The sequence below is a fragment of the Aneurinibacillus thermoaerophilus genome, assembly GCF_019603355.1.
In the GTDB taxonomy this organism is placed as follows: Bacteria; Bacillota; Bacilli; order Aneurinibacillales; family Aneurinibacillaceae; genus Aneurinibacillus; species Aneurinibacillus thermoaerophilus.
The window spans coordinates 2356557-2380240 of sequence record NZ_CP080764.1 but is presented as its reverse complement, the minus strand read 5'-3'; the positions used below and the strand labels follow the sequence as shown (position 1 = coordinate 2380240).

The 23684-nt window shown below is 44.5% G+C and carries 26 protein-coding genes and 1 pseudogene; 20 read left to right on the top strand and 7 right to left on the bottom strand.

All coding sequences use genetic code 11. The features are described from left to right. Positions 1-36 precede the first annotated feature (36 nt). The gene (locus tag K3F53_RS12380) at positions 37-417 is read left to right on the top strand and encodes a DUF4912 domain-containing protein (protein ID WP_057898271.1); all 381 of its coding nucleotides are present in this window, start codon (positions 37-39) and stop codon (positions 415-417) included. Positions 418-464: 47 nt separating this feature from the next. On the opposite strand, the gene K3F53_RS12375 is transcribed toward K3F53_RS12380, so the two are convergent. Continuing rightward, positions 465-932 (bottom strand): DUF1885 family protein, encoded by a 468-nt coding sequence (locus K3F53_RS12375; protein ID WP_091259560.1) that lies wholly within the window; start codon positions 930-932, stop codon positions 465-467. 210 nt (positions 933-1142) lie between these two features. Between K3F53_RS12375 and K3F53_RS12370 the strand changes: the two genes are divergently transcribed. Beyond that, the gene (locus K3F53_RS12370) at positions 1143-1664 is read left to right on the top strand and encodes a MarR family winged helix-turn-helix transcriptional regulator (RefSeq protein ID WP_057898273.1); all 522 of its coding nucleotides are present in this window, start codon (positions 1143-1145) and stop codon (positions 1662-1664) included. A gap of 28 nt (positions 1665-1692) precedes the next feature. Here the strand turns inward: K3F53_RS12370 and K3F53_RS12365 are convergent, their stop codons facing one another. Next, a complete protein-coding gene (locus tag K3F53_RS12365; RefSeq protein WP_057898274.1) occupies positions 1693-2667 on the bottom strand; it encodes a 4Fe-4S binding protein in 975 nt (324 codons plus the stop codon). A 229-nt stretch (positions 2668-2896) separates the two neighbouring features. Between K3F53_RS12365 and K3F53_RS12360 the strand changes: the two genes are divergently transcribed. Both K3F53_RS12360 and K3F53_RS12355 read left to right on the top strand, forming a co-directional pair. After that, positions 2897-3190, top strand: a complete 294-nt coding sequence (locus K3F53_RS12360; protein ID WP_057898275.1) for a DUF3055 domain-containing protein — start codon at positions 2897-2899, stop codon at positions 3188-3190. A gap of 341 nt (positions 3191-3531) precedes the next feature. Beyond that, positions 3532-3648 (top strand): GapA-binding peptide SR1P, encoded by a 117-nt coding sequence (locus tag K3F53_RS12355; protein WP_057898276.1) that lies wholly within the window; start codon positions 3532-3534, stop codon positions 3646-3648. Positions 3649-3705: 57 nt separating this feature from the next. On the opposite strand, the gene K3F53_RS12350 is transcribed toward K3F53_RS12355, so the two are convergent. Continuing rightward, positions 3706-5175 (bottom strand): aminotransferase class I/II-fold pyridoxal phosphate-dependent enzyme, encoded by a 1470-nt coding sequence (locus K3F53_RS12350; RefSeq protein ID WP_057898277.1) that lies wholly within the window; start codon positions 5173-5175, stop codon positions 3706-3708. A 235-nt stretch (positions 5176-5410) separates the two neighbouring features. On the opposite strand from K3F53_RS12350, the gene K3F53_RS12345 reads away from it, so the two are divergent. Then, positions 5411-6388 carry an NAD(P)H-dependent flavin oxidoreductase gene (locus K3F53_RS12345; RefSeq protein WP_220559017.1) on the top strand — a complete coding sequence of 326 codons (978 nt, stop codon included), beginning with the start codon at positions 5411-5413 and terminating at the stop codon, positions 6386-6388. Between the two features lie 248 nt (positions 6389-6636). Here K3F53_RS12345 and K3F53_RS12340 read toward each other — a convergent pair whose 3' ends face one another. After that, positions 6637-7326: a YktB family protein gene (locus tag K3F53_RS12340; protein WP_057898279.1), complete on the bottom strand. Its 690-nt coding sequence runs from the start codon at positions 7324-7326 to the stop codon at positions 6637-6639. 219 nt (positions 7327-7545) lie between these two features. Here K3F53_RS12340 and K3F53_RS12335 point away from each other — a divergent pair, with 219 nt between their 5' ends. The 10 genes and pseudogenes from K3F53_RS12335 (at position 7546) to ltrA (ending at position 16819) form a co-directional block, all read left to right on the top strand. After that, complete coding sequence (locus K3F53_RS12335) at positions 7546-8145, top strand: hypothetical protein (protein ID WP_057898280.1); 600 nt, start codon at positions 7546-7548, stop codon at positions 8143-8145. A 132-nt stretch (positions 8146-8277) separates the two neighbouring features. Beyond that, the gene (locus K3F53_RS12330) at positions 8278-9786 is read left to right on the top strand and encodes a leucyl aminopeptidase (protein ID WP_057898281.1); all 1509 of its coding nucleotides are present in this window, start codon (positions 8278-8280) and stop codon (positions 9784-9786) included. 195 nt (positions 9787-9981) lie between these two features. Continuing rightward, on the top strand, positions 9982-10488 hold the full coding sequence (locus K3F53_RS12325) for a DUF4446 family protein (protein ID WP_057898282.1): 507 nt from the start codon (positions 9982-9984) through the stop codon (positions 10486-10488). Between the two features lie 178 nt (positions 10489-10666). Beyond that, positions 10667-11068, top strand: a complete 402-nt coding sequence (gene speD, locus K3F53_RS12320) for an adenosylmethionine decarboxylase (RefSeq protein ID WP_220559016.1) — start codon at positions 10667-10669, stop codon at positions 11066-11068. 114 nt (positions 11069-11182) lie between these two features. Then, positions 11183-11440: a YlaH-like family protein gene (locus tag K3F53_RS12315; RefSeq protein WP_057898284.1), complete on the top strand. Its 258-nt coding sequence runs from the start codon at positions 11183-11185 to the stop codon at positions 11438-11440. A gap of 184 nt (positions 11441-11624) precedes the next feature. Beyond that, positions 11625-11900, top strand: a complete 276-nt coding sequence (locus tag K3F53_RS12310) for a hypothetical protein (RefSeq protein ID WP_057898285.1) — start codon at positions 11625-11627, stop codon at positions 11898-11900. 99 nt (positions 11901-11999) lie between these two features. Then, positions 12000-14129, top strand: coding sequence for a sigma-54-dependent Fis family transcriptional regulator (locus K3F53_RS12305; protein ID WP_220559015.1), 2130 nt, complete (start codon positions 12000-12002; stop codon positions 14127-14129). Positions 14130-14642: 513 nt separating this feature from the next. Beyond that, positions 14643-15098: a pyridoxamine 5'-phosphate oxidase family protein gene (locus K3F53_RS12300; protein ID WP_057898287.1), complete on the top strand. Its 456-nt coding sequence runs from the start codon at positions 14643-14645 to the stop codon at positions 15096-15098. A gap of 247 nt (positions 15099-15345) precedes the next feature. Beyond that, entirely contained in the window at positions 15346-15486 is a 141-nt protein-coding gene (locus tag K3F53_RS12295; RefSeq protein ID WP_217639398.1) for a hypothetical protein, read from the top strand. A gap of 192 nt (positions 15487-15678) precedes the next feature. Beyond that, positions 15679-16819 (top strand): annotated as a pseudogene (gene ltrA / locus K3F53_RS12290) (group II intron reverse transcriptase/maturase). Positions 16820-16891: 72 nt separating this feature from the next. Here ltrA and K3F53_RS12285 read toward each other — a convergent pair. Then, complete coding sequence (locus K3F53_RS12285) at positions 16892-17416, bottom strand: YhcN/YlaJ family sporulation lipoprotein (protein ID WP_057900273.1); 525 nt, start codon at positions 17414-17416, stop codon at positions 16892-16894. 267 nt (positions 17417-17683) lie between these two features. Here K3F53_RS12285 and K3F53_RS12280 point away from each other — a divergent pair, with 267 nt between their 5' ends. The 4 genes from K3F53_RS12280 (at position 17684) to K3F53_RS12265 (ending at position 21933) form a co-directional block, all read left to right on the top strand. Continuing rightward, the gene (locus K3F53_RS12280; protein ID WP_057898288.1) at positions 17684-19018 is read left to right on the top strand and encodes a PhoH family protein; all 1335 of its coding nucleotides are present in this window, start codon (positions 17684-17686) and stop codon (positions 19016-19018) included. A 103-nt stretch (positions 19019-19121) separates the two neighbouring features. Further along, a complete protein-coding gene (locus K3F53_RS12275; protein WP_057898289.1) occupies positions 19122-19757 on the top strand; it encodes an MBL fold metallo-hydrolase in 636 nt (211 codons plus the stop codon). Positions 19758-19923: 166 nt separating this feature from the next. Continuing rightward, on the top strand, positions 19924-20097 hold the full coding sequence (locus tag K3F53_RS12270) for a cbb3-type cytochrome oxidase assembly protein (protein ID WP_204244858.1): 174 nt from the start codon (positions 19924-19926) through the stop codon (positions 20095-20097). A gap of 684 nt (positions 20098-20781) precedes the next feature. Then, positions 20782-21933 carry a class I SAM-dependent methyltransferase gene (locus tag K3F53_RS12265; protein WP_057898291.1) on the top strand — a complete coding sequence of 384 codons (1152 nt, stop codon included), beginning with the start codon at positions 20782-20784 and terminating at the stop codon, positions 21931-21933. Positions 21934-21985: 52 nt separating this feature from the next. Here the strand turns inward: K3F53_RS12265 and K3F53_RS12260 are convergent, their stop codons facing one another. Further along, positions 21986-22273 carry a DUF2626 family protein gene (locus K3F53_RS12260; RefSeq protein WP_082705934.1) on the bottom strand — a complete coding sequence of 96 codons (288 nt, stop codon included), beginning with the start codon at positions 22271-22273 and terminating at the stop codon, positions 21986-21988. A gap of 102 nt (positions 22274-22375) precedes the next feature. Beyond that, entirely contained in the window at positions 22376-23080 is a 705-nt protein-coding gene (locus K3F53_RS12255) for a helix-turn-helix transcriptional regulator (RefSeq protein WP_057898292.1), read from the bottom strand. Positions 23081-23311: 231 nt separating this feature from the next. Here K3F53_RS12255 and K3F53_RS12250 point away from each other — a divergent pair, with 231 nt between their 5' ends. Then, positions 23312-23668, top strand: coding sequence for a Spx/MgsR family RNA polymerase-binding regulatory protein (locus K3F53_RS12250; protein WP_057898293.1), 357 nt, complete (start codon positions 23312-23314; stop codon positions 23666-23668). Positions 23669-23684 lie beyond the last annotated feature (16 nt).

Sequence of the window (23684 nt, the reverse complement as noted above, 5' to 3'; positions counted from 1 at the left end):
CATATATTTTATTAAAGAAAGGAACGAGAGCAGCGGATGAAAGCGAAGCCTAAAAGGCGCACCTCTAAGCTTGATGTAGAGGGACCGAATATACGTGTCGCATGGAATGATACACAGTCGCTCACGGCATCTTGGGAAATTGATGAACGTCAGAAGGAGGCTATTGAGCAGCGGTTTGCGATTCCGGTTTCTGAATTGCCGTTTGTACTTCGGCTGTATGACGTAACAGACCGGATGATCAAAAATGATGGCCTTGACTCGTATGTTGATTTTGATATCAACGTGCAGGCGTCAAATTGGCTTTTGTACGGAATCGAATCCACCCGTCAGTATTGTGTAGAATTAGGGGTGCGCATGGTTGACGGTCGGTACTATTCGCTGAAACGATCCGATCGGATCCTTCCCTATGCAGGGTAAAAAAGGGCAGATGCATCTGCCCTTTTTTACGCATGTGTTGATCGCTGTTATTTACGCGGGTTGAAGTACATGATGCGACCATTAAACAGGTGCAGTTCGGCTTTGTACTCTTTGGCCAAATATTTGCAAAATTCGTTAGCTTTTCCTTTATCCCCGTGTGTAGATTGTTCGGTCAGCGTTACCTGTATATAGTGTTCTTCGTTAGGATTGGTCTGTCCTTCGCTTTTCAGGTCCGGTTGTATGGCGTGCTTTTCCGTCTGGCGTGAACCAACGCCGATCAGAATATAACGATACAGCTTTTCGTCCGTGCCTTTTAAGTAAAACCATTGACCGCTTGCTTCCGGCTTTTGTTCGATCGTATACGGAAACGCAGAGTTCTGGTACTCCCATCCCAGCTGTTCCCCTGTCTTTGTTGTCATTTCGATATAACGTTGCAGTTTCTGTTTTACATCATCAAGAGTGACTTGCTTTGTAGTTGACCCTTCAACAAATTTTATGTAGGCGCTTCTGCTCATATATCCTCACTCCCACCCCGGGTTCTTATGATATCTTACCTTGAGTTTAGCACCGTACCCAATCTTTGACAACCGAAAACCGGATGAATTTCTATACATCTTTGCCGATTCTATTGTTGACTAAATTTTTAGAAAAATATACTATTGTATAGTAGATAAAATAATTTTCGATATATTTTCATGTTGTGGAGGGGGAAGGAGAGGCTAATTATGGATTACCACAACCAATCACAGGATTTGCATGAAGTACTTAACACATTGCGCGCTATTGCCGTCATCAATAAAGAGGATTGGGAAACAGCCGCAAGAAGTCTGGGGCTTGATTCGGCTGTCCAGCTTAATATTTTATGGATTGTGTATTGTTACGAAGGAGTACGTGTCACCCAGATTGCGGAATGGACGTTCTGGCATCCGTCCTCTGTTGTCATTCATGTGAAAAAGATGATGGAGAAGGGACTCGTCACAATTGAGAAGAGTGACAAAGATGGCCGCGTAGTCAATGTGTACTTGACTGAAAAAGGAAAGGGAATTATCGAAAAAAGTAAAGTACAGGCCCCGGAAGTGTTTCGCATTACACGGGCGCTTGAAAGCCTAGAGGAACGCTATGGTCGTAATGTGTCTGCACTCTTTTTCGAATGTTTGGACTTTTTAGCAGAAGAGCTTCATGGTTCAGAAAAAATTCACTGGTTGCGCGAAAGTGAAGACAAGATGCGTCGCATGGCTACCATGTAATGACAAAGGAGCGGAAAAGGCCGCTCCTTCATTTTTGAATCGGAAAAATGCTGATTTTCCGTTCGATTGTTTTGCCTTCTTCGTTTATGATAACAATTGTGATGGTTGTGTTTTCGCCGATGCTCTTCCGGCCGATGCGGAACAGTAAGCTTTCATTCGCTACCGAATGGGGAGCTACTTTTATTTCTGTAGGCAGTATGACATCCCAGTTTTCTGGAATGTTTTTGTATTTCAGCTTATAAGTGGCTGGTTTGTCGCGCAGATTTTCTACCTGCAGATTATACGTATAAATGATATGGTTTTCAGAGGGGACACCTTGCAAGTTTTTGTCAATACTTACGGTGAATCCCGTGCTTGTGAAGATGGCGAACAGCAAAATGGACACCATGACAGCCATAAGAACGGTAAGCACCAAGCCTGTGCCGCGGAACATATTTTTGATCCCGCCGGTTCGCGAATTTTTATCGGACAGAATCATTTGCAGCATCCCGTATGGGCAGGCGTTGCGACAGAACACGTGGCGCAGGCGGTTAACCATAATAAAAAAGAAGATTGTTGTTAGAACGTATGCCCAGAACGCCCATGCTCCTGTATCAAGAGAAGTGATTTCGCGAAATAAGTCTTTTGGATTGTAAAAATAGGCGATCATGCTAAAAGCGATGATTGGAGCGAATACGAGTGACAAACCGATATCGAGAACGGTGCGCAGTGCCGGATGATTGCGCAACGTTCTAGAATGAGTGATTTTTGTTAAGTATTTGGAAAACGTGTTGTGTGGACACAGCCAACCACAGAATTGGCGGCCGAACCACTGCGAGATGGAGACGAAGGTAAAAACAAGCACCAGAACAGTTAATAAGAGAATGTATCCTTCATTGAAGGAAAAGCTTTTTGTAAGCACATAAAAGTGCAGATGCGTTACATCAATCCGGAATATGTCCAGCAACGGTACAATAAAGAATAAAATAAGGATCGTAACTTGCATGAATGCGCGCTTACTCATTGCCTACACTCCTTTATATTCTCTTCCTGAATTCTTTATAGAGCAATAGAGTTGCACTTACTGAAATTTTCACATAGGAACTTTTGAAAAGAAAGTGAATAATTTATGACCTTTGCCCTTGGAAGGTACAGATTTACTATTTTTTAAATCAGAATTGTCAAATTATTGTTTTTGCAGTAAAATATGATTAATGACAAATTCAAGCAAATTACAAGGAGGGTTTCTGAAAATGTTCGAGCGCCTATACGAGACGTCAGAGACGACAAAAGCGAATTTTGTGGGCTTTGCATCTGAGAAGTCCCGCTACGATTTTGGGCTTATTTACACGAATCAATTTTTTGGAAAGCCTCTGGTGATTTGCATGCAGACGGGGCGTTCTTCACTGCTCTGTGCCGAAGATGCGCGAAACATCGAGGTATTGAAAGATAAGTTTGCGATTAAGGACGACGAGGAAGCGATGGAACTTTCCTTGTTTTTGCAGGGACATCTTCCAGATACAGACCATGCCTTGCCTCAGTACTAGTATTTAATGACAAGATTAAATGTAAACGCATACGTAAAAGCAAGCCTTCAGGAAATGTCTGGAGGCTTTTTAAGTAGCGAGGAAAGTGTATATGACTCTAAATCGATAAAGTGATATATGCTTTTCTTCCTACTGTTGCAGAGAAAAACTTGCGAGGCACTTGCCCGCGAGTTTTTTATTTTTGTACAAATATTTGTTTGAAAAATAGGTGCGCCTTTTAATTAAAAAACGATTGACACAATTAGTATGTCATATTATATTAATAATACAACATATTGTACGTTTATTTAGTGATTATACATCATTAAAAGCGCGTATTTACTAAATGGAGGGTGAGATTTATGGGGACAATCGTATGCCAACATTGCGAACAAATTATTGAACACTATGAGCATGAGAAGGTGGAAGTGCTGTACACATCCTGCGGTAACTGTCCGACTTGTGATGAGGAGAAATAATGAGCGTAAAAAACCCCCGCGGTTCTTGCGGGGGTTTTCGTATATGATACCGAGTTTTTATTTTATGGCTTGTGCCCGTTTAATGACTTTAACAGTCTGAATTGATTCGTCTTCCGGTCCCTGCACCGGCAGGCCAGCTTCCAGGTTTTCAAGTATATAGTCAATATTATCTTGTGTCATGATTTCTCCTGGAAGCACAATTGGAATACCTGGCGGATATACCATAATAAACTCAGCCATAATGCGTCCTGCCGCTTCACGAAGAGGAATCATTTCTGTTTCCGCATAGAACGCTTCCCTTGGTGACAGCGATAGTGCTGGAATGTTTGGCAGATGCACGGGGAGTGGTTGGATAGAATCTTTGCCGAGCTGAATGCGCGCCAGTTCGCGGAGCGCCTGTACAAGTGTTGTTACGGTCAAGATCGAATCACCTGGCGTAATGATACACAAAATGTTATACAGGTCGCTTAGCTCGACCTCAATGTTATACTTCTCGCGTAACCACACTTCTACTTGGTGTCCTGTTAGCCCAATTCCGCGCACCTGAATAATAAGCTTTGAAGGGTCCATGTCATATGTCGCTTCGCTGCCGAGAATTTCTTTGCCCACACAGTACAAGCCTGGAATTTCGTTGATTTCTTCCCGTGCGTACGCTGCCAGCTCAAGCACATGGTCTATCATCTCTTTGCCGTGCTCTACCAGTTGTCGGCGTGCCGCGTCAAGCGATGCGAGCAACAGATAAGAAGTGGATGTTGTCGTCAGCATACTGATTACGGATTTTACGCGGTTTGCGGATACGCGGCCTTCTTTCACATTCAAAATTGAGCTTTGCGTCATTGAACCGCCCAGCTTGTGCACGCTTGTGGCTGCCATATCAGCGCCTGCCTGCATTGCCGACAACGGTAGAGCATTATGGAAATGAATATGCACGCCATGCGCTTCATCTACAAGCACAGGAATGTCGTATTCGTGCACCAGATCCACGATTTCCTTCAGGTTGGCGGCAATGCCGAAATAAGTCGGGTTAATGACAAGTACCGCCTTGGCTGTCGGGTGTTGCTCCAATGCCTTGCGTACAGATTCGGTTGTAATGCCGTGCGCAATTCCTAAGTTTGTATCCATAACGGGGTGCACGAAAATCGGAATCGCGCCTGCGAAAATAATGGCAGACAATACGGACTTATGCACATTGCGCGGAACGATGATTTTGTCACCCGGTCCCACGACAGACATAATCATCGTCATAATGGCACCGCTCGTTCCTTGCACGGAAAAAAACGTATAGTCGGCGCCGAATGCTTCTGCCGCCAGTTCCTGCGCTTCTTTAATCATCCCTTTTGGATGATGGAGATCATCGAGCGGGGCGATATTGATTAAGTCGATCGATAGTGCATTCTTTCCGATAAAATCGCGGAACTCAGGAAGCATACCGCTTCCTTTTTTATGGCCCGGAATGTGAAACTGGATTGGATTGCGCCGGGCGTGTTCCAGGAGCCCCGTAAACAGGGGAGTTTTTGATTGATCCATAGAGCATTCCCCATTTCTGTATGTGATGTCGCCTTACGCGGTATAATCATTCATTACATTGCAAACAAATTAGAGTATATCAAAATGCATTTCTAATTTAAATCTTTCTTTGTTAAGGGGAACTGATTTCCATCTATTTTTTTATTTTTAATTGTTCTTAAAAATCAGAAAGGATTTTTAGAAGCTGAACGCGAATACAATCATATACAATTGTGTTGAAGGAGTGGGGAAAGGTATGAAAACACGCATAACAGAGATTTTCGGCATTAAATACCCTATTGTGCAAGGCGGGCTTGCATATCTGGCGTATGCTGAATTGGCAGCGGCTGTTTCCAACGCCGGCGGTTTGGGGCAGATTACGGCTATGACGTTAGGTACGGCGGAGAAATTGCGCGAAGAAATTCGGAAAGTACGCACGATGACCAATAAGCCCTTTGGGGTGAATTTCGCTATTGGACAGCATGGTAGACCGTATGAAGAATTGCTGGAAGTGGCGATCGAGGAAAAAGTTCCGGCCATCTCTGTGACTGGCGGGAACCCAAAGCCGATTTTTGAACGGCTGCAAGGAAAAGATATTCGTACACTCGTGCTGGTGGCTGGGGTACGGCAGGCGCAAAAAGCGGAAGAATTGGGCGCGGACGCGGTGATGGCAGTCGGTCAGGAGGGCGGAGGCCATCTCGGACGTGACGATATCGGGACAATGGTACTTATCCCCCGTGTGGTAGAATCGGTTTCGATTCCAGTACTTGCAAGCGGCGGTATTGGTGACGGACGCGGACTGCTGGCAGCGCTTGCGCTAGGGGCAGAAGGAATTGAGATGGGAACGCGATTTATCGCTACTCAGGAGTGTATTCATGCGAGTGAAGCGTATAAGCAAGCCATTCTCACCAGCAAGGAAACCGATACAGTTATCATTAAGCGTACGCTTGGCGCTCCGGGCCGCGTATTGAAGACGCCGCATGCGCTCAACATTGTTGCACGCGAGCAGGAAGGAGCGACGTATGAAGATTTGAAGGATATGATTAGCGGCAAAGCAAACCGTGAGTATATTTACAACGGAAACGAAGAGGCTGGATATGGTTGGGCAGGACAAGTGATCGGGCTGATCCACAGTATTCCGACGGTTCAGGAGTTATTCGATGAGATCATTTCCCAGGCGGAGGAAGGCCGCAAGCGGCTGGAGATGATTTTCGGAGCCAAGGTACATCGCTAATAAGGATTATTTAAAAACAAGGCCATCCTCTCCTTCTTTCTTTTGACTTTATTGTCTTTTTCATCCACGAAGCCAATTCGTTCTTCAAGCGGAGCGCACAAAACATCCGGATATCTCGAAAGGAAGACAACAGAGTGCTTTTCTCGCTTTCCGAACGGCTTTGTTAGAGTGAGGCAAAATCGCCGGAGAAGAGAAGGAGAGGAATGGATTCAGGTATGAACATCATAAAACGTCGATAAGCTGAACGGCTAAGCTTGTACGTAGTCAGTAGCCTTTTCAGTTACCGGAAAGCTTTGTGTTGAAGGTAAGCGTCCGCCCGCTTCCTTTGCCAAGCGGTAGAGAGGAAGCAGCGTACGGAACGTGTTTTCCACTGTTTTCATTAATTCGTTTCCTGACATGACGATTGCTTTTTCGCGGTCGATGGTAATGCCGCAGAGAATTTCTGATTTCTTGTTCTTTTTTAATTTATGTATCATTTCTTGTGCTTTGTCTTCATCCATTTGACTGTGTTGAAATACGTCTGGCTTCGTATGATCAAATGACCAAACGAACGATTTGGGGATGTTTTTTTCAATGGTTGTCCATTCTTTTTCCAAGCGTTCGGCAAACGCTGGCTTTATCGGGCATTCGTAGATGATGGCGAACCAGATGAACATATGGCTTTCCCAAAGTCCTACTTGGAAGTGCGGTAGCATTTTGTAGCCGCGTTTGTTCGCCGCCCATGCGACCCATGTGTCGTTTGGAGGATGTACGGTACGCCTTGCGTGTTTGGCGACATGGTAAAACATCTCATCTTTTGTTTCTGCTGATAAAAACAAAGCTATTTCTTTTCCTAATTCCTCTAGTTTTGGGCGAATTGTAGCTCTCAGCGCTTTCATACGCGCATCGAGCCCTGGAACAGCAAATACGGCAAAATCCTGCTCAGTGAAGCTGTGCATATTCGGGTTCCTCCTCGTCAAAATCTGTTCTCATCGTACCATGCGATGCATAAAATGTGAACACAGGCTGCCTGTATGCTTTTCTCTTGTCGTAGTGAAGTCGATTGTTGCAGACAAGCTAGATTGGTAATAGAAACACATTGCTTTTGTTTGATGAATATAGTACAATAAACATAATAAATTAAATATTTTGAAAATTCTACGAATGGAGGGGTAGTTGTGCACACATTTGAACAGATTGAGTACAGCGACGTAGCTTTATGGTTTAACGAAGAGCAGATACACGAACTTGTGGCACATATCGTCGAAGCAGGTATGAGCATCGCATGGAAAGAAACGAAGAAATACTTTACCCTCTCCGTCCGGACAGAACATAAAACTCATTGGTTAACGTTTCGTAAGGTGGGCGCGCGCTATCGTTTGCGCGATCGCCATTATAATATTTCCGATCCGCGCTTTGAAAAGATTTTGCAGTATTTTATTGAACAGGTGAAAGGGCATGCGGTAGTGAAAATCTTCTTCGGAGGACAGCTTGTCATTCAAAAAATTCGCTATGGAGAAGCGGAACAAATTATAAAAATTTCCGGTGCTTCTAAAGAGGTTATTTTCGAGAAGGAGTGTTCTGTCTCGATGGAAGAAGTAATGGCAGTGCTTTGTCGGCGCGATGCTGAAGAAAGGATTCCGGTGCTGACGCTTGAAATTGACTATGAATTGGCGGTGCTGCATGAAGCGATGGAAGCGGGAGATGAAGAGACGATTGCAGCTTGCAAGCAAAAGCTCAGCAAGCTTCATCAGGAAATGGTGATGCTAGAAGTATAATTGTAAAGGAAAGCAGGAAATAGTTTTTCCATGGAGAAATAAGTAAAGCATACTTCACCCGGAGTATGCTTTTTTGCATTTTGGATATCGCATACTAACAGAGAAGACATTTTGACTTGCGGAGGGTAGAGCATGAAAGTAAAAATCTCAAAAGAAACAATTTCTTCCATCGCTACGGATTGTTTGATTGTGACATATTGTGAGGATCAAGACACGGTGAAGGGATACGCGAAAATTGTCGACACCGCGCTTGAACACCGTATTTCGCTACTGATTGCGGAAAAAGAAATCCGTGGAACCTTCGGGGAAGTAACATTGCTGCATAACTGGGGCAAGATTCCGGCCAAGCGGACGCTTGTCCTTGGTTTGGGTAAAGAAAAGGAATTAACAGTGGCTAAAGTGCGCGACGCGATTGGAATCGCTGCCCGTTACGCCCAGAAGCGCGGAGTTAAAAACATTACATTTGGTGTATCGAATTATTATGTCGAGAAGCAACTCTGGAATGCAGTCGATATTGTGCAAAATGTTGTGGAAGGCGTTGCGCTTGGAACGTACACCTTCGCAGGTTATAAAAAGCGTGAGGAGCAGCCTTTCGTTATCGAAGAGTTTATCTTAGGAGTAGACGAAAAGATGGAACAAAGCGCGATCCAAGCTGGACTCGACAGGGCGGACGTCGCGGCGTATGCGACGAATCTGGCGCGTGATTTGGTAAATGAGCCAGGAAATAAAATGACGCCAGCAATCTTAGCGGAGCGTGCGCGCGAAGTGGCACATCGTCGAAATTTAGAAATTAAAGTGCTGGATCGAGAAGAGTTAGAAGAGCTTGGCATGGGTGCATTGCTGGCTGTTGGTCAAGCGAGCGCCAACGCGCCTAAAATGATTGTCATGAAATATTATGGGGCGGCTGACAGCAAAGAAGTGCTCGGATACGTAGGCAAAGGTGTCACATTTGATACTGGCGGCATTCAGGTAAAACCTGATGAAGGTATGGGTGAGATGAAAACTGATATGGCGGGAGCCGCAGCTGTTATCGCCGCGATGGATGCCATTGGTGCGCTACAGCCGCATGTCAATGTAATCGCGGTGATTCCCGCATGCGAAAATATGATTTCGGGCAACAATCTGAAGCCGGCGGATGTTATCACTTCCTTTTCCGGCAAAACCATTGAGGTCGTGCATACCGATGCGGAAGGCAGACTCATTCTGGCAGATGGGGTTGCATACGCCAAGCATCTTGGCGCAACTAAACTTGTTGATGTGGCAACGCTTACCGGCTCCGTCATTTCCGCGCTTGGGCATGTCGCAACCGGCATGATCACCAATAATGAACAATGGCTTGAAGAAGTAAAGGCAGCAGCGCGCATTGCAGGCGAAAAAATGTGGCAGTTACCGAACTTTGAAGAATATCAGGAATATATCCAGAGCGAAATTGCTGATATTAAGAATGATGCGGGACGTCCAGCCGGTTGTATCCAAGGCGGCATTTTTATCGGCGCGTTTGCTGGAGATACGCCTTGGGTGCATCTTGACATTGCAGGTACAGCTACAACCGACAAGGACAGAGGTCACAATCCGACAGGAGCAACCGGCGTAGCGGTGCGCACGCTCATTCAACTGGCTATCCGCTTTGGCGGAAAATAAAGACCATAAGAAAAAAGCTTTTTCCTTTATTTAGGAGAAAGCTTTTTTCTTATGTTTCGGACAAGCTAGGTTTATTTTTGTCCGGTAAAATTGGCATAATTATTTAAATGTCGGTGATTCGGTGTAGTCATGAGGCTTTCCCTGATATAAAATAAACACGTTGTGGATTTTTTGTAGTGAAAGGATGGTATAGCCGTGGAGGTATGGTTCACGAAAGAGATCGCCATGGGCATCGTCGGTCTTTTTCTTATTATGTTCCTTCTCCTTTTCATCTGGAACATTGTACTTAGCGTAAAATTTGGACGGTTACAGAAACGGTTCCGGAGGATGGCGCAAGGCAGTTCCAAAGAAAATTTGGAGCAGATGTTAGAGAAACTGTTCGATCGTATGGAAACTCTGGAGAATTCTCAGCGGGCGGTTGAACAGTTGACAGAGAGTATGCGGGCGCGTATCCGGGAACAAAAAGGCCGGCTTGGCATTCTTCGGTTTTCTGCATTTGAAAACGAAGGAAGCGACTTAAGCTTTTCTTTCGCGCTTGTGGATGAAAATAACAACGGAATGGTCATGACAAGCATTTATGGGCGTCATGAATCCCGGGTATATGCGAAACCGGTTGAGAACGGGGCTTCATTGTACGCATTGTCCGAAGAAGAAAAGCAGGCGCTTGCGCTGGCGATAAAAAATGGGGCTAAAGACGAATAAAAAAGTATTGCATGTTTGCTTCAACCGTGTTATGTTATTTCTCGTTAAGAAAATTTGTGATTAGGAACCAGGATTCACTTAAAGGGTGGGAATGTTCATCGCTCACTCGCCCCCGTGGTGAATGACGTAGGTCCTAGAGATGTTTACAATACTCATCCTAGGAAGGGGGAGCTGGAAGATGGAATACTTAACTTTCGGCAGACACATTGCAATTGATGTTTGGGGAGTGGATTTTGAGCGTTTGAATAACGCCGAATTCCTAAAAAACCATATGGTAGAAGCGGCAGAAGCTTGCGGCGCGACCGTGTTGTCGGTGCAGGCGAAACAGTTTGAACCGCAGGGCGCGACTGTACTTGTTATGCTTTCGGAAAGCCATCTTTCGATTCATACCTATCCTGAAAAAGGCTTTGCTGCCCTAGACTGCTACACTTGCGGTGAAACAGTGGATCCGCAGATTGCTATTGATTACATGGTTTCTATTTTAAAACCGGAAAAATACTATGTGAAAAAGTTAGTTCGCGGTATGGGTGAAATGGAAATTGTAACGCCAAAAGTGAACCCGAACTACATTCATGCGTAAAAAGAGAGGTGTTTACACCTCTCTTTTTTGTATCTATGCTTTTCAGCAGTTGTTTTTTGCTGGCAGGCTGGTTTAAGATGAGAACATATATAAGTTTTCATAGGCGGGAGATATATGAAATATCCAGAATTTTTTCTTATTTTTGTATTGACGGCGGTTACATATGAACTCGGTTTCGCACAAAAGCTGCCGATTCTTAAAAAAGCGATCATTTATGTATTACTTCTTGTTGGCGCGTTTCCGCTGACAATTTTAAACGCTATAGGATTGTCGATGATTCCAGCGTTGTGCGTGGCTGTCGCCGTGCTTGCTATCGTTCGTATTCGCAGGAAAGTTGCGAAGTCGTGGCGCGAAAAAGAATATAAGGGGTGATAGTATGCTGTGGTTAACTCCTGTTTCCTTGACACCGGACGATAAGTATTGAAAGATGAGGCGCGGAAGTTGCTGGCGGTTGTTTTCGGTATTTTCGGGCCGGTGGCCGAACGGATGTCTTACTGGCTTGAACGGGGCGATTACGTCATTCTTATAAAAGAATAGAGGGAAAGGAGAGAGTGCGATGAAGCGGTTGGAAAATGCTTTGTTTGACTATTTGCAGATAAAGGTCGTTTCCGATGCCCGGCCTGAGGATAATGCGGCAAAGAAAACAAGTGATTTTTTCTATTCCATCCTTAAGGAAGATTATAAACTTGAGGGCTTGGAAATTACAAAAGACGATACGATGTATCATATAAAATATATATCTGACGGTAAAACCAAAACACAGTTTTTCGATAGGGAAGCTGTAGAGCAATTGCTTTCGGCGATTGAAGCGGAGCCGCGTTATGGCCGGTAAGGAGAGGATACCCCTCTCCTTTTTGCTGATTTTATGATTCTCGTACATAATTAGAGTATAGAAAAGAAAGCACAGGTCGAGCAGGGAAGGAGGAAATAGATGAGAGTACGGGATTACATGACGCCCAATCCGATTGTATTGCATAAGGAAGACCCGATTAGCCGGGCGGCGTCGCTACTTTTGGAAAACCGAATTGATGGCCTGCCAGTGGTGGATGAGGCGCATAAACTTATCGGCCTTGTAACAAAATCGCACGTATTCCGAGCGATGAAAAACCATTTGCCTGAGGAAACACCGGTAGGTATACTTATGCAGACTCGGCTCGTCACATTGTATGACGATCAGCAAATTTATGAGGACTGGGATGAAGAATTGGATGCAGGTCGCCTGCCTGTTATTGACCGTTCTGGCACGTTGGTTGGCATTTTGACGCGTACCGACATTTTGCGCGCGTTCGAACACCAGACGCGGAAAACCATATCACAATTAGATGCCATTTTACAATCTACGTATCATGGCATTGTAGCTGTTGATTTAACGGGGCATGTGCTATCCATTAACCAAGCGGCTGAAAGGCTCTTGGGCATTTCGCAAAAAAATATGATCCGCACATCCATTACAGAATTAGTATCTGATAAGACATTGTTGAACCTGCTTCTTTCGCTTGAAAAACAGCATATGGTGCGGCTTGACTACGGCGGACGCAAATTGTTGATTAACCATACTCCGATTGTGACTGATGAGGGAAAAAAAATCGGAATGGCAAGCGTCATGCAGGACATTACAGAGCTTGAAGTGATTTCCCAGGAATTGACTGCCATGCAAAAGTTAAACCGTGAACTAGATACAATTATCGAGTCGTCTCATGATGGAATTGTCGTAACCGACCGGAACGGCGTCATTCGCCATTTTAATCAGGCCTTTAGTCGAATGACAGGCTTGCCGGCGTACGAAGCGATCGGTTGTAAGGAAGAAGAATTAGAGCGGCGAGGAATCATTTCCCAGGCGGTTAGCAGGCTGGTTATCGAAAAGAAAAAAAGGGTAAGCGTGATTCAGCATGCGGCGAACGGTAGCGTGCTTTTATCGACGGGAACGCCGATTTTAGACGATGAAACAGGGGAAATCCTACAGATTGTTATGAATTGTCGAGACTTAAGCCAGCTGAACCGGGTAAAAGCGGAGTTGGAAGAAGCGAAGCAGCTTTCTGAACGATACCATTCCGAGCTGGAAGTATTGCGCGCGCAGCAAATGGAAATCGAAGGAATTATTGCGGAAAGCGAAGAAATGCGTAACATTCTGCAGATGTGTATCCGCATCGCCCCGGTTGATACGTCCATTTTGATTCTCGGAGAATCAGGCGTTGGAAAGGGGGTGCTTGCCAAGCTGATTCATCAGCGGAGCGATCGGGGACGCGGCCCGTTCATTTCCATCAATTGTGGCGCGATTCCTAGCAATTTGTTGGAGTCGGAATTGTTCGGGTACGCATCAGGCGCTTTTACGGGGGCACAGCAGAAAGGTAAGCCCGGCCTCATTGAACTTGCAGATGGAGGCACACTATTTTTGGACGAAATCGGAGACCTGCCACTTGATCTTCAAGTAAAATTGTTGACGGTGTTGCAGGAAAAACATGTTACCCGCATTGGGGATGTGAAGGAAAGGGCCGTCGATTTTCGGTTAATTGCCGCAACAAACGCTAATTTGCTGGAACGAGTACAGACAGGAACGTTTCGGGAAGATTTGTATTACCGGATTAATGTTGTTCCCATCGAAGTGCCGCCGTTGCGTAAGCGACGGGAGGATTTGTTCCCGATGATCCGGTATTTCTTGAACAAGTTTAATGAAAAGCACCATACAAATAAGCGTATTTCCTATGAATCGTTGGAAGTGATGCAAGCGTATTCGTGGCCGGGCAATGTGCGGGAATTAGAAAATATCATCGAGCGCCTGGTGGTAACGACTGTAGACCCGATCATTGAAGTAAAGCATCTTCCAAAATTGATGCTTGGGGCGAATCTTGCCTCGGTCGCTTTTCCGATGGAAGAAAAGCGAGAGGTGGGCATGCATTCAAAGATGGTTCTTCATGCGGCGGATCAGGAGAGTGAAAAAGAGCGTTTGCTTGCATTGTATGAAAAATACCGCAGTACCCGAAAAGTAGCGAAAGTGCTTGGAGTTCATCAATCGACAGTCGTTCGCAGGTTGAATAAGTACGGGGTTCAGCAGAAAAAGTGATGCATATGCATCGGTGATGCGAGGATTGATGCAAAAATTGATGCATATGCATCAATTTTCTAAGAACAAAGTGCGCAAAATGTGCTAAAAAAGCTTGGGGTGGAATTTGGCATTGAATTTGCATTATTATAAAAAGTATAGAGGATGAATAAATAAACTATCGCAAGTTTTACTGGAGAGAACTATATTATATACATTATTATTCAATCAAAAAAGTGTCGCGGTGGGAAACTTATACAATATAAACAATAAAACATAATTAAAGATAAAAAACGGAGAAAGTCACCCCGTCAAGAGAGTGGAGAGTAACCCAAGTGAACGGTATATATCTTGCGATAGTTTATTTTCATCTAAAATCGCATAGGTTCCCCCTGCCTCTAAGCGAGCACTAGTGTAGGAGGGGAGTGACTTTCACCATTTTCAGCGATCATACTGCTTTCCAATTGGCTGTTGAGGATACGTTTCTACGCAGTGTACAATAAAAGTATCCTCGTGTCCAAGGAGGTTTTGCTTATGGCAGAAGTTGTGGCGCAATCTTTAAGCCAGGAATTGCTTTCACTGCTTCAGGGTGAGCGGTTTGTCATGCTTTCCACGATCAGCAAACAATCCGGCGCTCCGTATGTAAGCGCAATTTCGTGGGTGTATGCGCCGGAAGTATCTACTATTTTGTTTGCTGTGAACAGCAAATCAGTGATCGTTGAAAACATTCAGCATAATCATCTAGTTACGCTGAGTGTGTTTGCTGAGGGTTCCGTATATTCGATTCATGGGCGCGCGCGGATTAAAGCGGATCGTATGGAAAATGTCCCGCTTAAGCTTACGATGGTGGAGATTACCATTGAGGAAGTGCGTGATGTTATGTTTTATGGCTCGCGCATTGCCATTGAGCCGCGTTATGAGAAGACGTATGATACGCGCGCAGCGGAAAAATTGGATAAACAGGTTATGCAAGCGCTTAAAAATGCCTAGTCGTATGACTAGGCATTTTGTTGTGTGTGCCCGGCATGGGCGTCATCTCTAGGGTTCAAGTCCCGAGTGGCGAAGGCAGTAGTAGCCATTAGCTTGTGGCAAGGGTGTCGACCGTGAGGTCGAATCTGAAGGAAGCCGGCGGCAAACCTCCGGCCTGAGGAACACGAATCTCATATAAGGCCAGCGTTCGTTGGATGAGCCTGCACAACAAGGCGAAGTCCATACTGCCGAAGGCGAGCGAAGGTAAATGAGGCAGGTAGATGGCGGGGAAGATGGCGCTCTTACCCGGGGAGGTCTGTCTGATAGGCCGAGTATCCTTGGTAACCTCATTCGCGAGAATGAGTTGAACAGACAGAAGTCAGCAGAGGTCATAGTACATGCCATGTGACGACATGACATGGAAGGGCCGAACATTATGGAGAACGAAAGACCAGGCGTTCGAAGACACGCGATGAAGGCAGACAATCCGTATGGACTTATCCGAAGGAGGATGTGGTGAATTCCACGGGGGACTTCGGAAGGGCAGAGTGTGCCTTCGGCACAAATGGAACCTTTCGCTCACGCAAGGAGTGTACGTTCAATGATGGAACAATTGTTAGCACGGGACAATCTCTTACGTGCCTTGAAACAGGTAGAACGAAATAAAGGAAGTCATGGTGTGGACGGTATGTCCGTAAAATCCCTACGTAGATATATCATGGACCACTGGCATGACATTCGTCGTTCCATTGAGGCGGGAACTTATGAACCGAGGCCTGTCCGTCGCGTCGAAATCCCGAAGCCGAACGGAGGAGTCCGACAGTTAGGTATCCCTACCGTGCTCGACCGTTTCATCCAACAGGTAATTGCACAGATACTTACCCCTGTGTTTGACCCTTATTTTTCCGAACATAGTTATGGATTCCGCCCCTCACGGCGCGGACATGACGCGGTACGAAAAGCAAAGCAATACATTCAGCAAGGCTATCGATGGGTAGTTGACCTTGAAAAGTTCTTTGACCGTGTCCATCATGACCGACTGATGGCAAGAATAGCGGAGAAAATAGAAGATAAGAAGCTTCTCCTGCTTATCCGTCGTTTCCTCCAATCTGGCGTTATGGTGAACGGTGTAGTTCTTAATCCTACAGAGGGAACACCGCAAGGTGGCCCACTGAGTCCGCTTCTCTCCAATATTGTATTGGATGAATTGGATAAAGAACTTGAAAAGCGGGGACATAAATTTGTTCGCTACGCGGATGACTGTAATATCTACGTACGAACCCACAAAGCAGGTGAACGGGTGAAACAGTCTGTCACTGCCTTTATCAAAGGGAAGCTAAAATTGAAGGTCAATCAAGAAAAGAGTGCTGTTGACCGACCATGGAAACGCAAGTTTCTCGGTTTCAGTTTTACTTCTCTCCTTGAACCAAAGATTCGCATTGCAAAACAGTCACTACAGCGGGTGAAGCAGAAAATCCGTCAGATTACATCTCGACGCATGGGTGCGCAGGCGACTGCGTATGTGTTTGTGGAAAGAGTGGAAACTTCCCCGAACAAAAGTGAAAAGGCTTCTCGCTTTAGGCGTGCCTAGAGGAAAAGCCTATGAGTGGGGAAATTCCCGTAAGGGATACTGGCGTATCGCCAAAAGCCCTGTTTTACATCGGACTCTTGATAAACGATTCTTCGAATCGTATCAACTTAAGAGTCTAAAAGAACGATATCACGCCTTGCGGCGTACATAATGAACCGCCGTATACCGAACGGTACGTACGGTGGTGTGAGAGGACGGGGGCTAGTCACCCCCTCCTACTCGATTATTGCTTGGTGCTTCGCAGCTGATTGCGTTCTAGAAGACGAGGCGGCGCTTGCGGAACGATACGGCCAGCGATATCGGCCAGTTCCTCTGCGAATCCCGCAATCGGACGGCCGCGGCGAATGTCCGCGTTTATTTCCTTAAGCCGCTGTACGATATCCGGGTCAGCGGTAATCAAAGCTCTCGCTCCCTGGGGATCTTCCCTAAGGGATTCCGCTACCGAATATTTAATGGTACCGACTCGCGAGCGATCAAGCCTGGCATCGACATCGATGCCGACGATGGCTACCTTACCAAATACAACAGCGGTGGCACTGTTTACTTTTGGCACGCTGGAAGCGAGTTTCACCAGTCTATCCGCGGTTGCTTTGGCATTTTGCGGTTGCTTCGGTTTCGGTGCTGTTTGTTGCACACGCTGGGTTCCATTGCTTTGTGGAGCGGGTTTAGGGCTTGCCTTTTTATTTGCACTGCATCCGGCAAATATAAGAGCAAGGACAATGAGTGGCAAGAGCAAACGTTCTTTCATCTTGTCACATCCTTTCCGGTATTGAAATGCATAAGCTTTATGCGTAGTGTTTCGCAAACCGAAAGGAGTCATACATGATTTTTCCTTCTAGAATATTTTTGTGACATACACTAACAACAAATCTCCGTAAACCATAAAGTAAAGTAAAGCGAATGTATTAACGGTTACACTTTATTTGTACTTGCAAACAAAAAAGCTTTCAGCAAGCGTTTTTTATGCGTTTGCCGCTGGATAGCATCCATATATATTGCCTTGGGAGGCGAGACATTGAAAAAAATCTATGTCTTAGATACGAATGTATTGTTGCAGGATCCGCTGGCGATTTTTTCGTTTCAGGATAACGATGTTGTATTACCAGCCGTGGTATTGGAAGAGGTGGATTCGAAAAAAAGGTTGATGGATGAAATAGGAAGGAACGCGCGACATGTAGCCAGGTTGCTGGATGAACTGAGGGTGAAAGGACAACTGCACAATGGAGTCATGATGGAAAATGGCGGCCGTTTACGGGTGGAATTAAACCATCGCTCTTTTGCCAGGATGCAGGAGTTATTTCACGATATGACGAATGACAATCGGATTCTTGCAGTGGCTATGAATCTACATGATGAAGAACAGCAAAAACAGCATCCACGGCCCGTGATTTTAGTGTCAAAAGACGCATTGCTGCGGGTAAAAGCCGATGCGATTGGACTTGTGGCGGAAGATTTTTTATCCGACCGTGTGGTGCATGAGTTCTCCAGTCTCTATAAAGGATATACGATCATCAATGTTCCTGTTGATATTATTCAAAAATTTTACAGCATGCCCCTGTTTGAAATTCAAAATTTTCTTCCCGGTCGCTCTTTTTTGCCAAATGAGTTCCTGATCTTGAAAGATGAACTGGGATCATCGGCATCGGCCATCGGGCGGGTCAGCGGTGACAGAAAGTATTTGCTTCCTCTAGTGTTTGGTGACGAATTTGTTTGGGGAGTCAAAGCGCGTAACGCTCAGCAGAAAATGGCGATGGAATTGCTATTAAACAAAGAGATACCGCTTGTAACCCTTACTGGTAAGGCTGGTACAGGCAAAACGCTGCTCTCGCTTGCTGCTGGTTTGATGCAAACGGAAGATGAACACGCATACAAAAAATTGCTAGTAGCAAGACCCATTGTGCCGCTTGGCAAAGACATCGGCTATTTGCCGGGTGAAAAAGAAGAGAAGCTTCGTCCTTGGATGCAGCCGATTTATGATAACCTGGAGTATTTGTTTAACACGAAACAGTCGCGGGATTTGGATAAAATTTTGGCGGGTCTTGGAAGTATTCAGGTGGAGGCGTTGACGTATATTCGCGGACGCAGCATCCCCGAGCAGTTTATCATTATTGACGAAGCACAGAATTTAACAAAGCATGAAGTAAAAACAATTTTGACAAGGGTTGGAGAAAACAGCAAGATCATCCTGATGGGTGACCCGCAGCAAATTGACCATCCGTATCTTGATGAAGTAAACAACGGGCTGACGTATGTGGTAGAAATATTTAAAACCGAGAAAATGTCGGGACACATTACATTGCATAAAGGTGAACGGTCTTTGCTGGCGCAACTCGCGGCCGACTTGCTATAAGAGAATGGTAAAAGCTCTATCCGCTTCCGGGTAGAGCTTTTGCTTTTCGTTTTATGGAGAAAGATGTTACACTAAAAAAAAACAAGAAGAGGGGGAGTTTTGATTGCGTATTTATACTTTTCCGTTAGGACCGCTGCAAACGAACTGTTATATTATCGCCAACGAAGAAACAAACGAAGCGATTATTATTGATGCGGGGATGCATCCAGGCTCGTTGCTTGACAAAGCGTCCGAATACAAAGTGCGGGCGATTTTGATGACGCATGCTCATTTTGACCATATGGGCGGATTGGATGAAATCCGGAAGAAAACCGGTGCCCCTGTATATATTCACCCGAATGAGCAGGAATGGCTGCAAAATCCGGATTTAAACGGTTCTTCACACTGGCCGATGGTCGGAGATGCAATGAGGACAGAACGGGCGGAATACGAACTTGCAGACGGAGATGTTCTGGATTTGGCCGGTATGAGCATACGTGTGTTGGAGACGCCGGGACATACGCCAGGTGGAGTATCTTTTCTGATTGGTGAGCATTTATTTAGCGGGGATACGCTGTTTGCCCATTCCATTGGCAGGACCGATTTGCCGGGCGGAAACTACGGGCAACTGATTCGCAGTATTCAGGAGAAGCTCATGCCGCTTCCCGAAGAAACGCATGTATACCCGGGGCACGGGCCTGAGACTACTATCGGATTTGAGAAAATGCATAATCCGTTTATTGCTGGAACGTTACGGTAATACTAGGATTGTCACATACTTTTCACACTAGTGTTGTGTTACATTTCCACAAAAGGCACGAACATTGCTAAACTAAAAGATAGAAGGGCTTGGAAGAATGAGGATATTCATGGATGTTTGGTGATTTACTGTCAAGAAAGGGAATGGTGAAAGAATGTTGTTGGGAATGTCCATCGGAACATGGATTTTACTCATCACTATGGTTTGCTTCTCCGGCTCCGCCCTGCTGATCTGGTATGCTGCCAAAACAAGCGGACAGTTTGACGATGTAGAAGGCGTAAAGTATCGAATGCTTGAAGAAGAGTCCGCTGTGGATGCGCCAATTGATGCAAAGCGTTGAAAAAGCATACTTGCCTGAGTATGCTTTTTTTTTGTCGTATAAGAAAGGATATGTTACTTTATCACTATAAAGTAACATATCCTTTCTTTCTATGAGTAAACGGGGAAACACTTGCAAGGCGTGTGCCAAACGTTGCCTTTTTCCATGAGGAGCGTGTGGCACTTTTATGTATTACCATATGTACGCATAGAAAGACAATAAGTCATCTATATTTTATTTGGAAACTTGTCATTTTTCTAACAAAAATCTCATGCCATGTTATAATGAATTAAGAAAAAGGAAAACACCACCTTGGGGTATAGGTGGTGTTTTAGGGGGAGGATTAGAATTTAGAGTTAAACTACTAATAGGGTGGGGCACTGCCCCTGGGTTTTACATATGGGATGTTAATTAAATGATAAATCTCTTTTTAAACTATGTCAATAGTGTTAAGTAGTAATTTGTTTTTTGTTGCTCTCAGCATCATTTTTTTAATAAACTAACTACCAGGATGAATGAATATTCTTTATAGCATGAGTTTTCGTGCCGTATCATCTATAACATACACTCTTGTTTTAGCTCTCACTTTTTCTACGTGAAAATTTATAGCTACTTTTACATCGTTTGATTTATTAAAGTCTATAAATTCTTTTATGGAAAAAGTGGTGGAAGGATTTACGAATATAAGGGGAAGAAAGAATCATTATGAATGTTATATCAGTTATCAAAGATAAAATACGAAATGCGCCAGAAAAAATGATTCCGTTCCGCACATATATGGAATATGCGCTCTATCATCCACAAAGCGGCTATTATCAGCGTTATAATCAAAAAATTGGGAAAAAAGGGGATTTTTACACCAATGTTTCCGTTGGCTCGGTGTATGGTGAAGTGATGGCCGATGTCATTTGGGAGATGATTGTGAAACTTCCGGATGATAGGCCGCGAGCGATTGTGGAGATAGGAGGCGGTACGGGACAACTAAGCGCCCAGATTCTTCATTATTTTAAGGAGAAGTGTCTTCTTCCGCTGCAAAACATTACCTATATCATGATTGAGTCAAGCAACTATCACCGTCGTTTACAGAAAGAAACGCTGGAAACGTTTCGGGATATGGTAGAAATAAGATGGTATGAAAGTATGGCGCAGGCAAAAAAAGAGATTCCAGAATTGCGAGGTGTGTTGTTTTCAAACGAGCTTGCTGATGCATTTCCTGTTCATCTTATTGAATATAGAGATGGAGAGTGGCAAGAGGTATATGTAACAGAAAATAAAAACAGCACACAAAAATTCAGCGAAAAACTGGGCCCGCTTTCGGTTCCGGAATTGGGTGTCTATATTAAAAGAGAAAACATCCCGTCTCTTGAAGGATATCGTACGGAAGTGAACTTGGCGGCTTTGCAATGGATGATAGAAATGGCGGAATGGCTTACGCAGGGATACGTTTTGACTGTGGATTATGGATACGAACGGAAGATATTATATGCACCTTCAAGAAATGCGGGCACATTGCTTTGTTACCGAGCTCATACCGTAAGCGAGAACCCGTATAAATATCCGGGAGAGTGCGATATGACTTCTCATGTGAATTTTTCTGCACTGATGGACGCAGGGATGCTTCATGGGTTGGAAACGATAGGATTTTATTCGCAGCAGCAATTCTTAATTCAAGCGGGGATTTTGACGCGTCTTCAAGGACACGCGGGCGGTGATCCGTTTGCCAGCAAAGCAGCGAAACGAAACCGCGCTATTCGTCAGCTAATTATGCCTGAAGGTATGGGACAGGCGTTCTGCGTGCTTATTCAAGCGAAAAAGACCGATCATAAGCTTGCATGTTGCCGTCCGTGGGATTTTTGAAATAAACAAAAAACGGAGGGGGGCATCAAAACTCCGCTCCGTTTTCGACGTGTTACAGAAATGAAACGACAGTATTTATCGCTGCGCTTGCATGGACCTCATCCAGATTTTTCTGATAATTACCGAAGGTTGCATAGAACATAAACCCAGTAAACGCTAACAATAAATAAGTCATGAAAATAATCATGTATGTTTTTTCAGACAAATCAACGTAGCTGAGAGCTAAGAACATCCCTGTTTGTGCAAAGAATAAGAGCGCCATTGTTTGCAGTCCACCCCATAACCCCATTAAAGCAATCACCAGGCAAAAAAACGCAAGTACACGGTACATGCGTGCCATCCTCATTCCCCTCCTTATAGCTACAATATGGATAATCTATGAAATATTATAATCCAGCAGTAAAGGACTGTAAACGTGAAGGTTTGTCTATCGAATAAACCCTTAGGACAGGCGAAGCATTGTATAGTCGCAGGACTTGCACCCTACCAGCATGGAATTTTCTTCGATTAAAGAAATATTTTTACCGAAATACGTTTCAAAAATTCCTAATAGTAACGCATGGTGCATACGACAAATGCTTTCTGGATGATTAATGGCCGCTTCTTTAAATGTGCAGTTGAATACGCGGAAGCGGAGATTTTGCCCGTCGGTGAGTTCGATTTCAGGGTGTAATCCTTGCGCTACCACGAGGCGCTGAATGGAAGCGATTTTTTCCTCTATGTTCATTTCGGTAATGCTCACGCGTTCTTTTTCGATGGCCTGTCTCGCTGCCTCATGCCCGAATTTGCGGCCCATTTCATAAAGAGCTTTCTGCCCTTCTTCTCCTAAAGTTACGAGCGTTTCTATGGCGATGTTGGCAAGTAACTGATAATCCCGCGGTGGGAATTGTAGGCTAATCATCTGATCGGATAGCGAGTAAAGACGACTTGGACGGCCGCCTTTTCCAGTTTTTTCGGAGGTGGAAGTAAGCAGATTGACGTCCTCTAATTTTGTTAGATGGAGTCGCGCGACATTTGGGTGAATATCAAATTGTTCAGCAATTTCCTGAACGGTAACGGTTCCATGCTTGGATACGATATATTGATAAATGGAAAAGCGAGTAGGATCGGCGAGCACGCTTGTTAGCTTCAAAGTTTCGTTGTCCATCGAGTATTCCCCCCTCTTTATTTTTTTAAATATCTGGGGTTAATTATAGTATAAATAGAGAAAGCGGTAAATGAAACTTTTGTAAACACTATTGACATAGAATTAAACACAATAATATAATTAAGTTAACTAACAAGAATGGGAATTTTTATTATTTTATCACTTTACATTTTTAATCAGCTATATATTTTTATATAAATTGTGAAATTGTGAACAAGGAGATGACCGGGGATGAGTGGGCACTTGACATTCTATACTTATCCAAGCTGTACGTCTTGTCGTAAAGCGAAAGCGTTCTTGAAAGAGAATGGAATTCCATACGATGAACGCCATTTATTTAAAAATCCTCCTTCGGTTGAAGAATTGTTAGAAATTATCAAAATGACAAACAACGGAACGGATGATATTCTTTCTACACGCAGCCGAAAATTTAAAGAGTTAGATAAAAATATCGAAGAGATGACCGTTTCGGAACTGTTGGAAATGGTAAGCGAAGAGCCGAGATTGTTGCGCCGTCCGATTATTTTTGACGGTGAAAATCTGATTATTGGATATAACCGCAACGCGATGCAAGAATTGCTGGCATAGAGTACGGAACTTATAT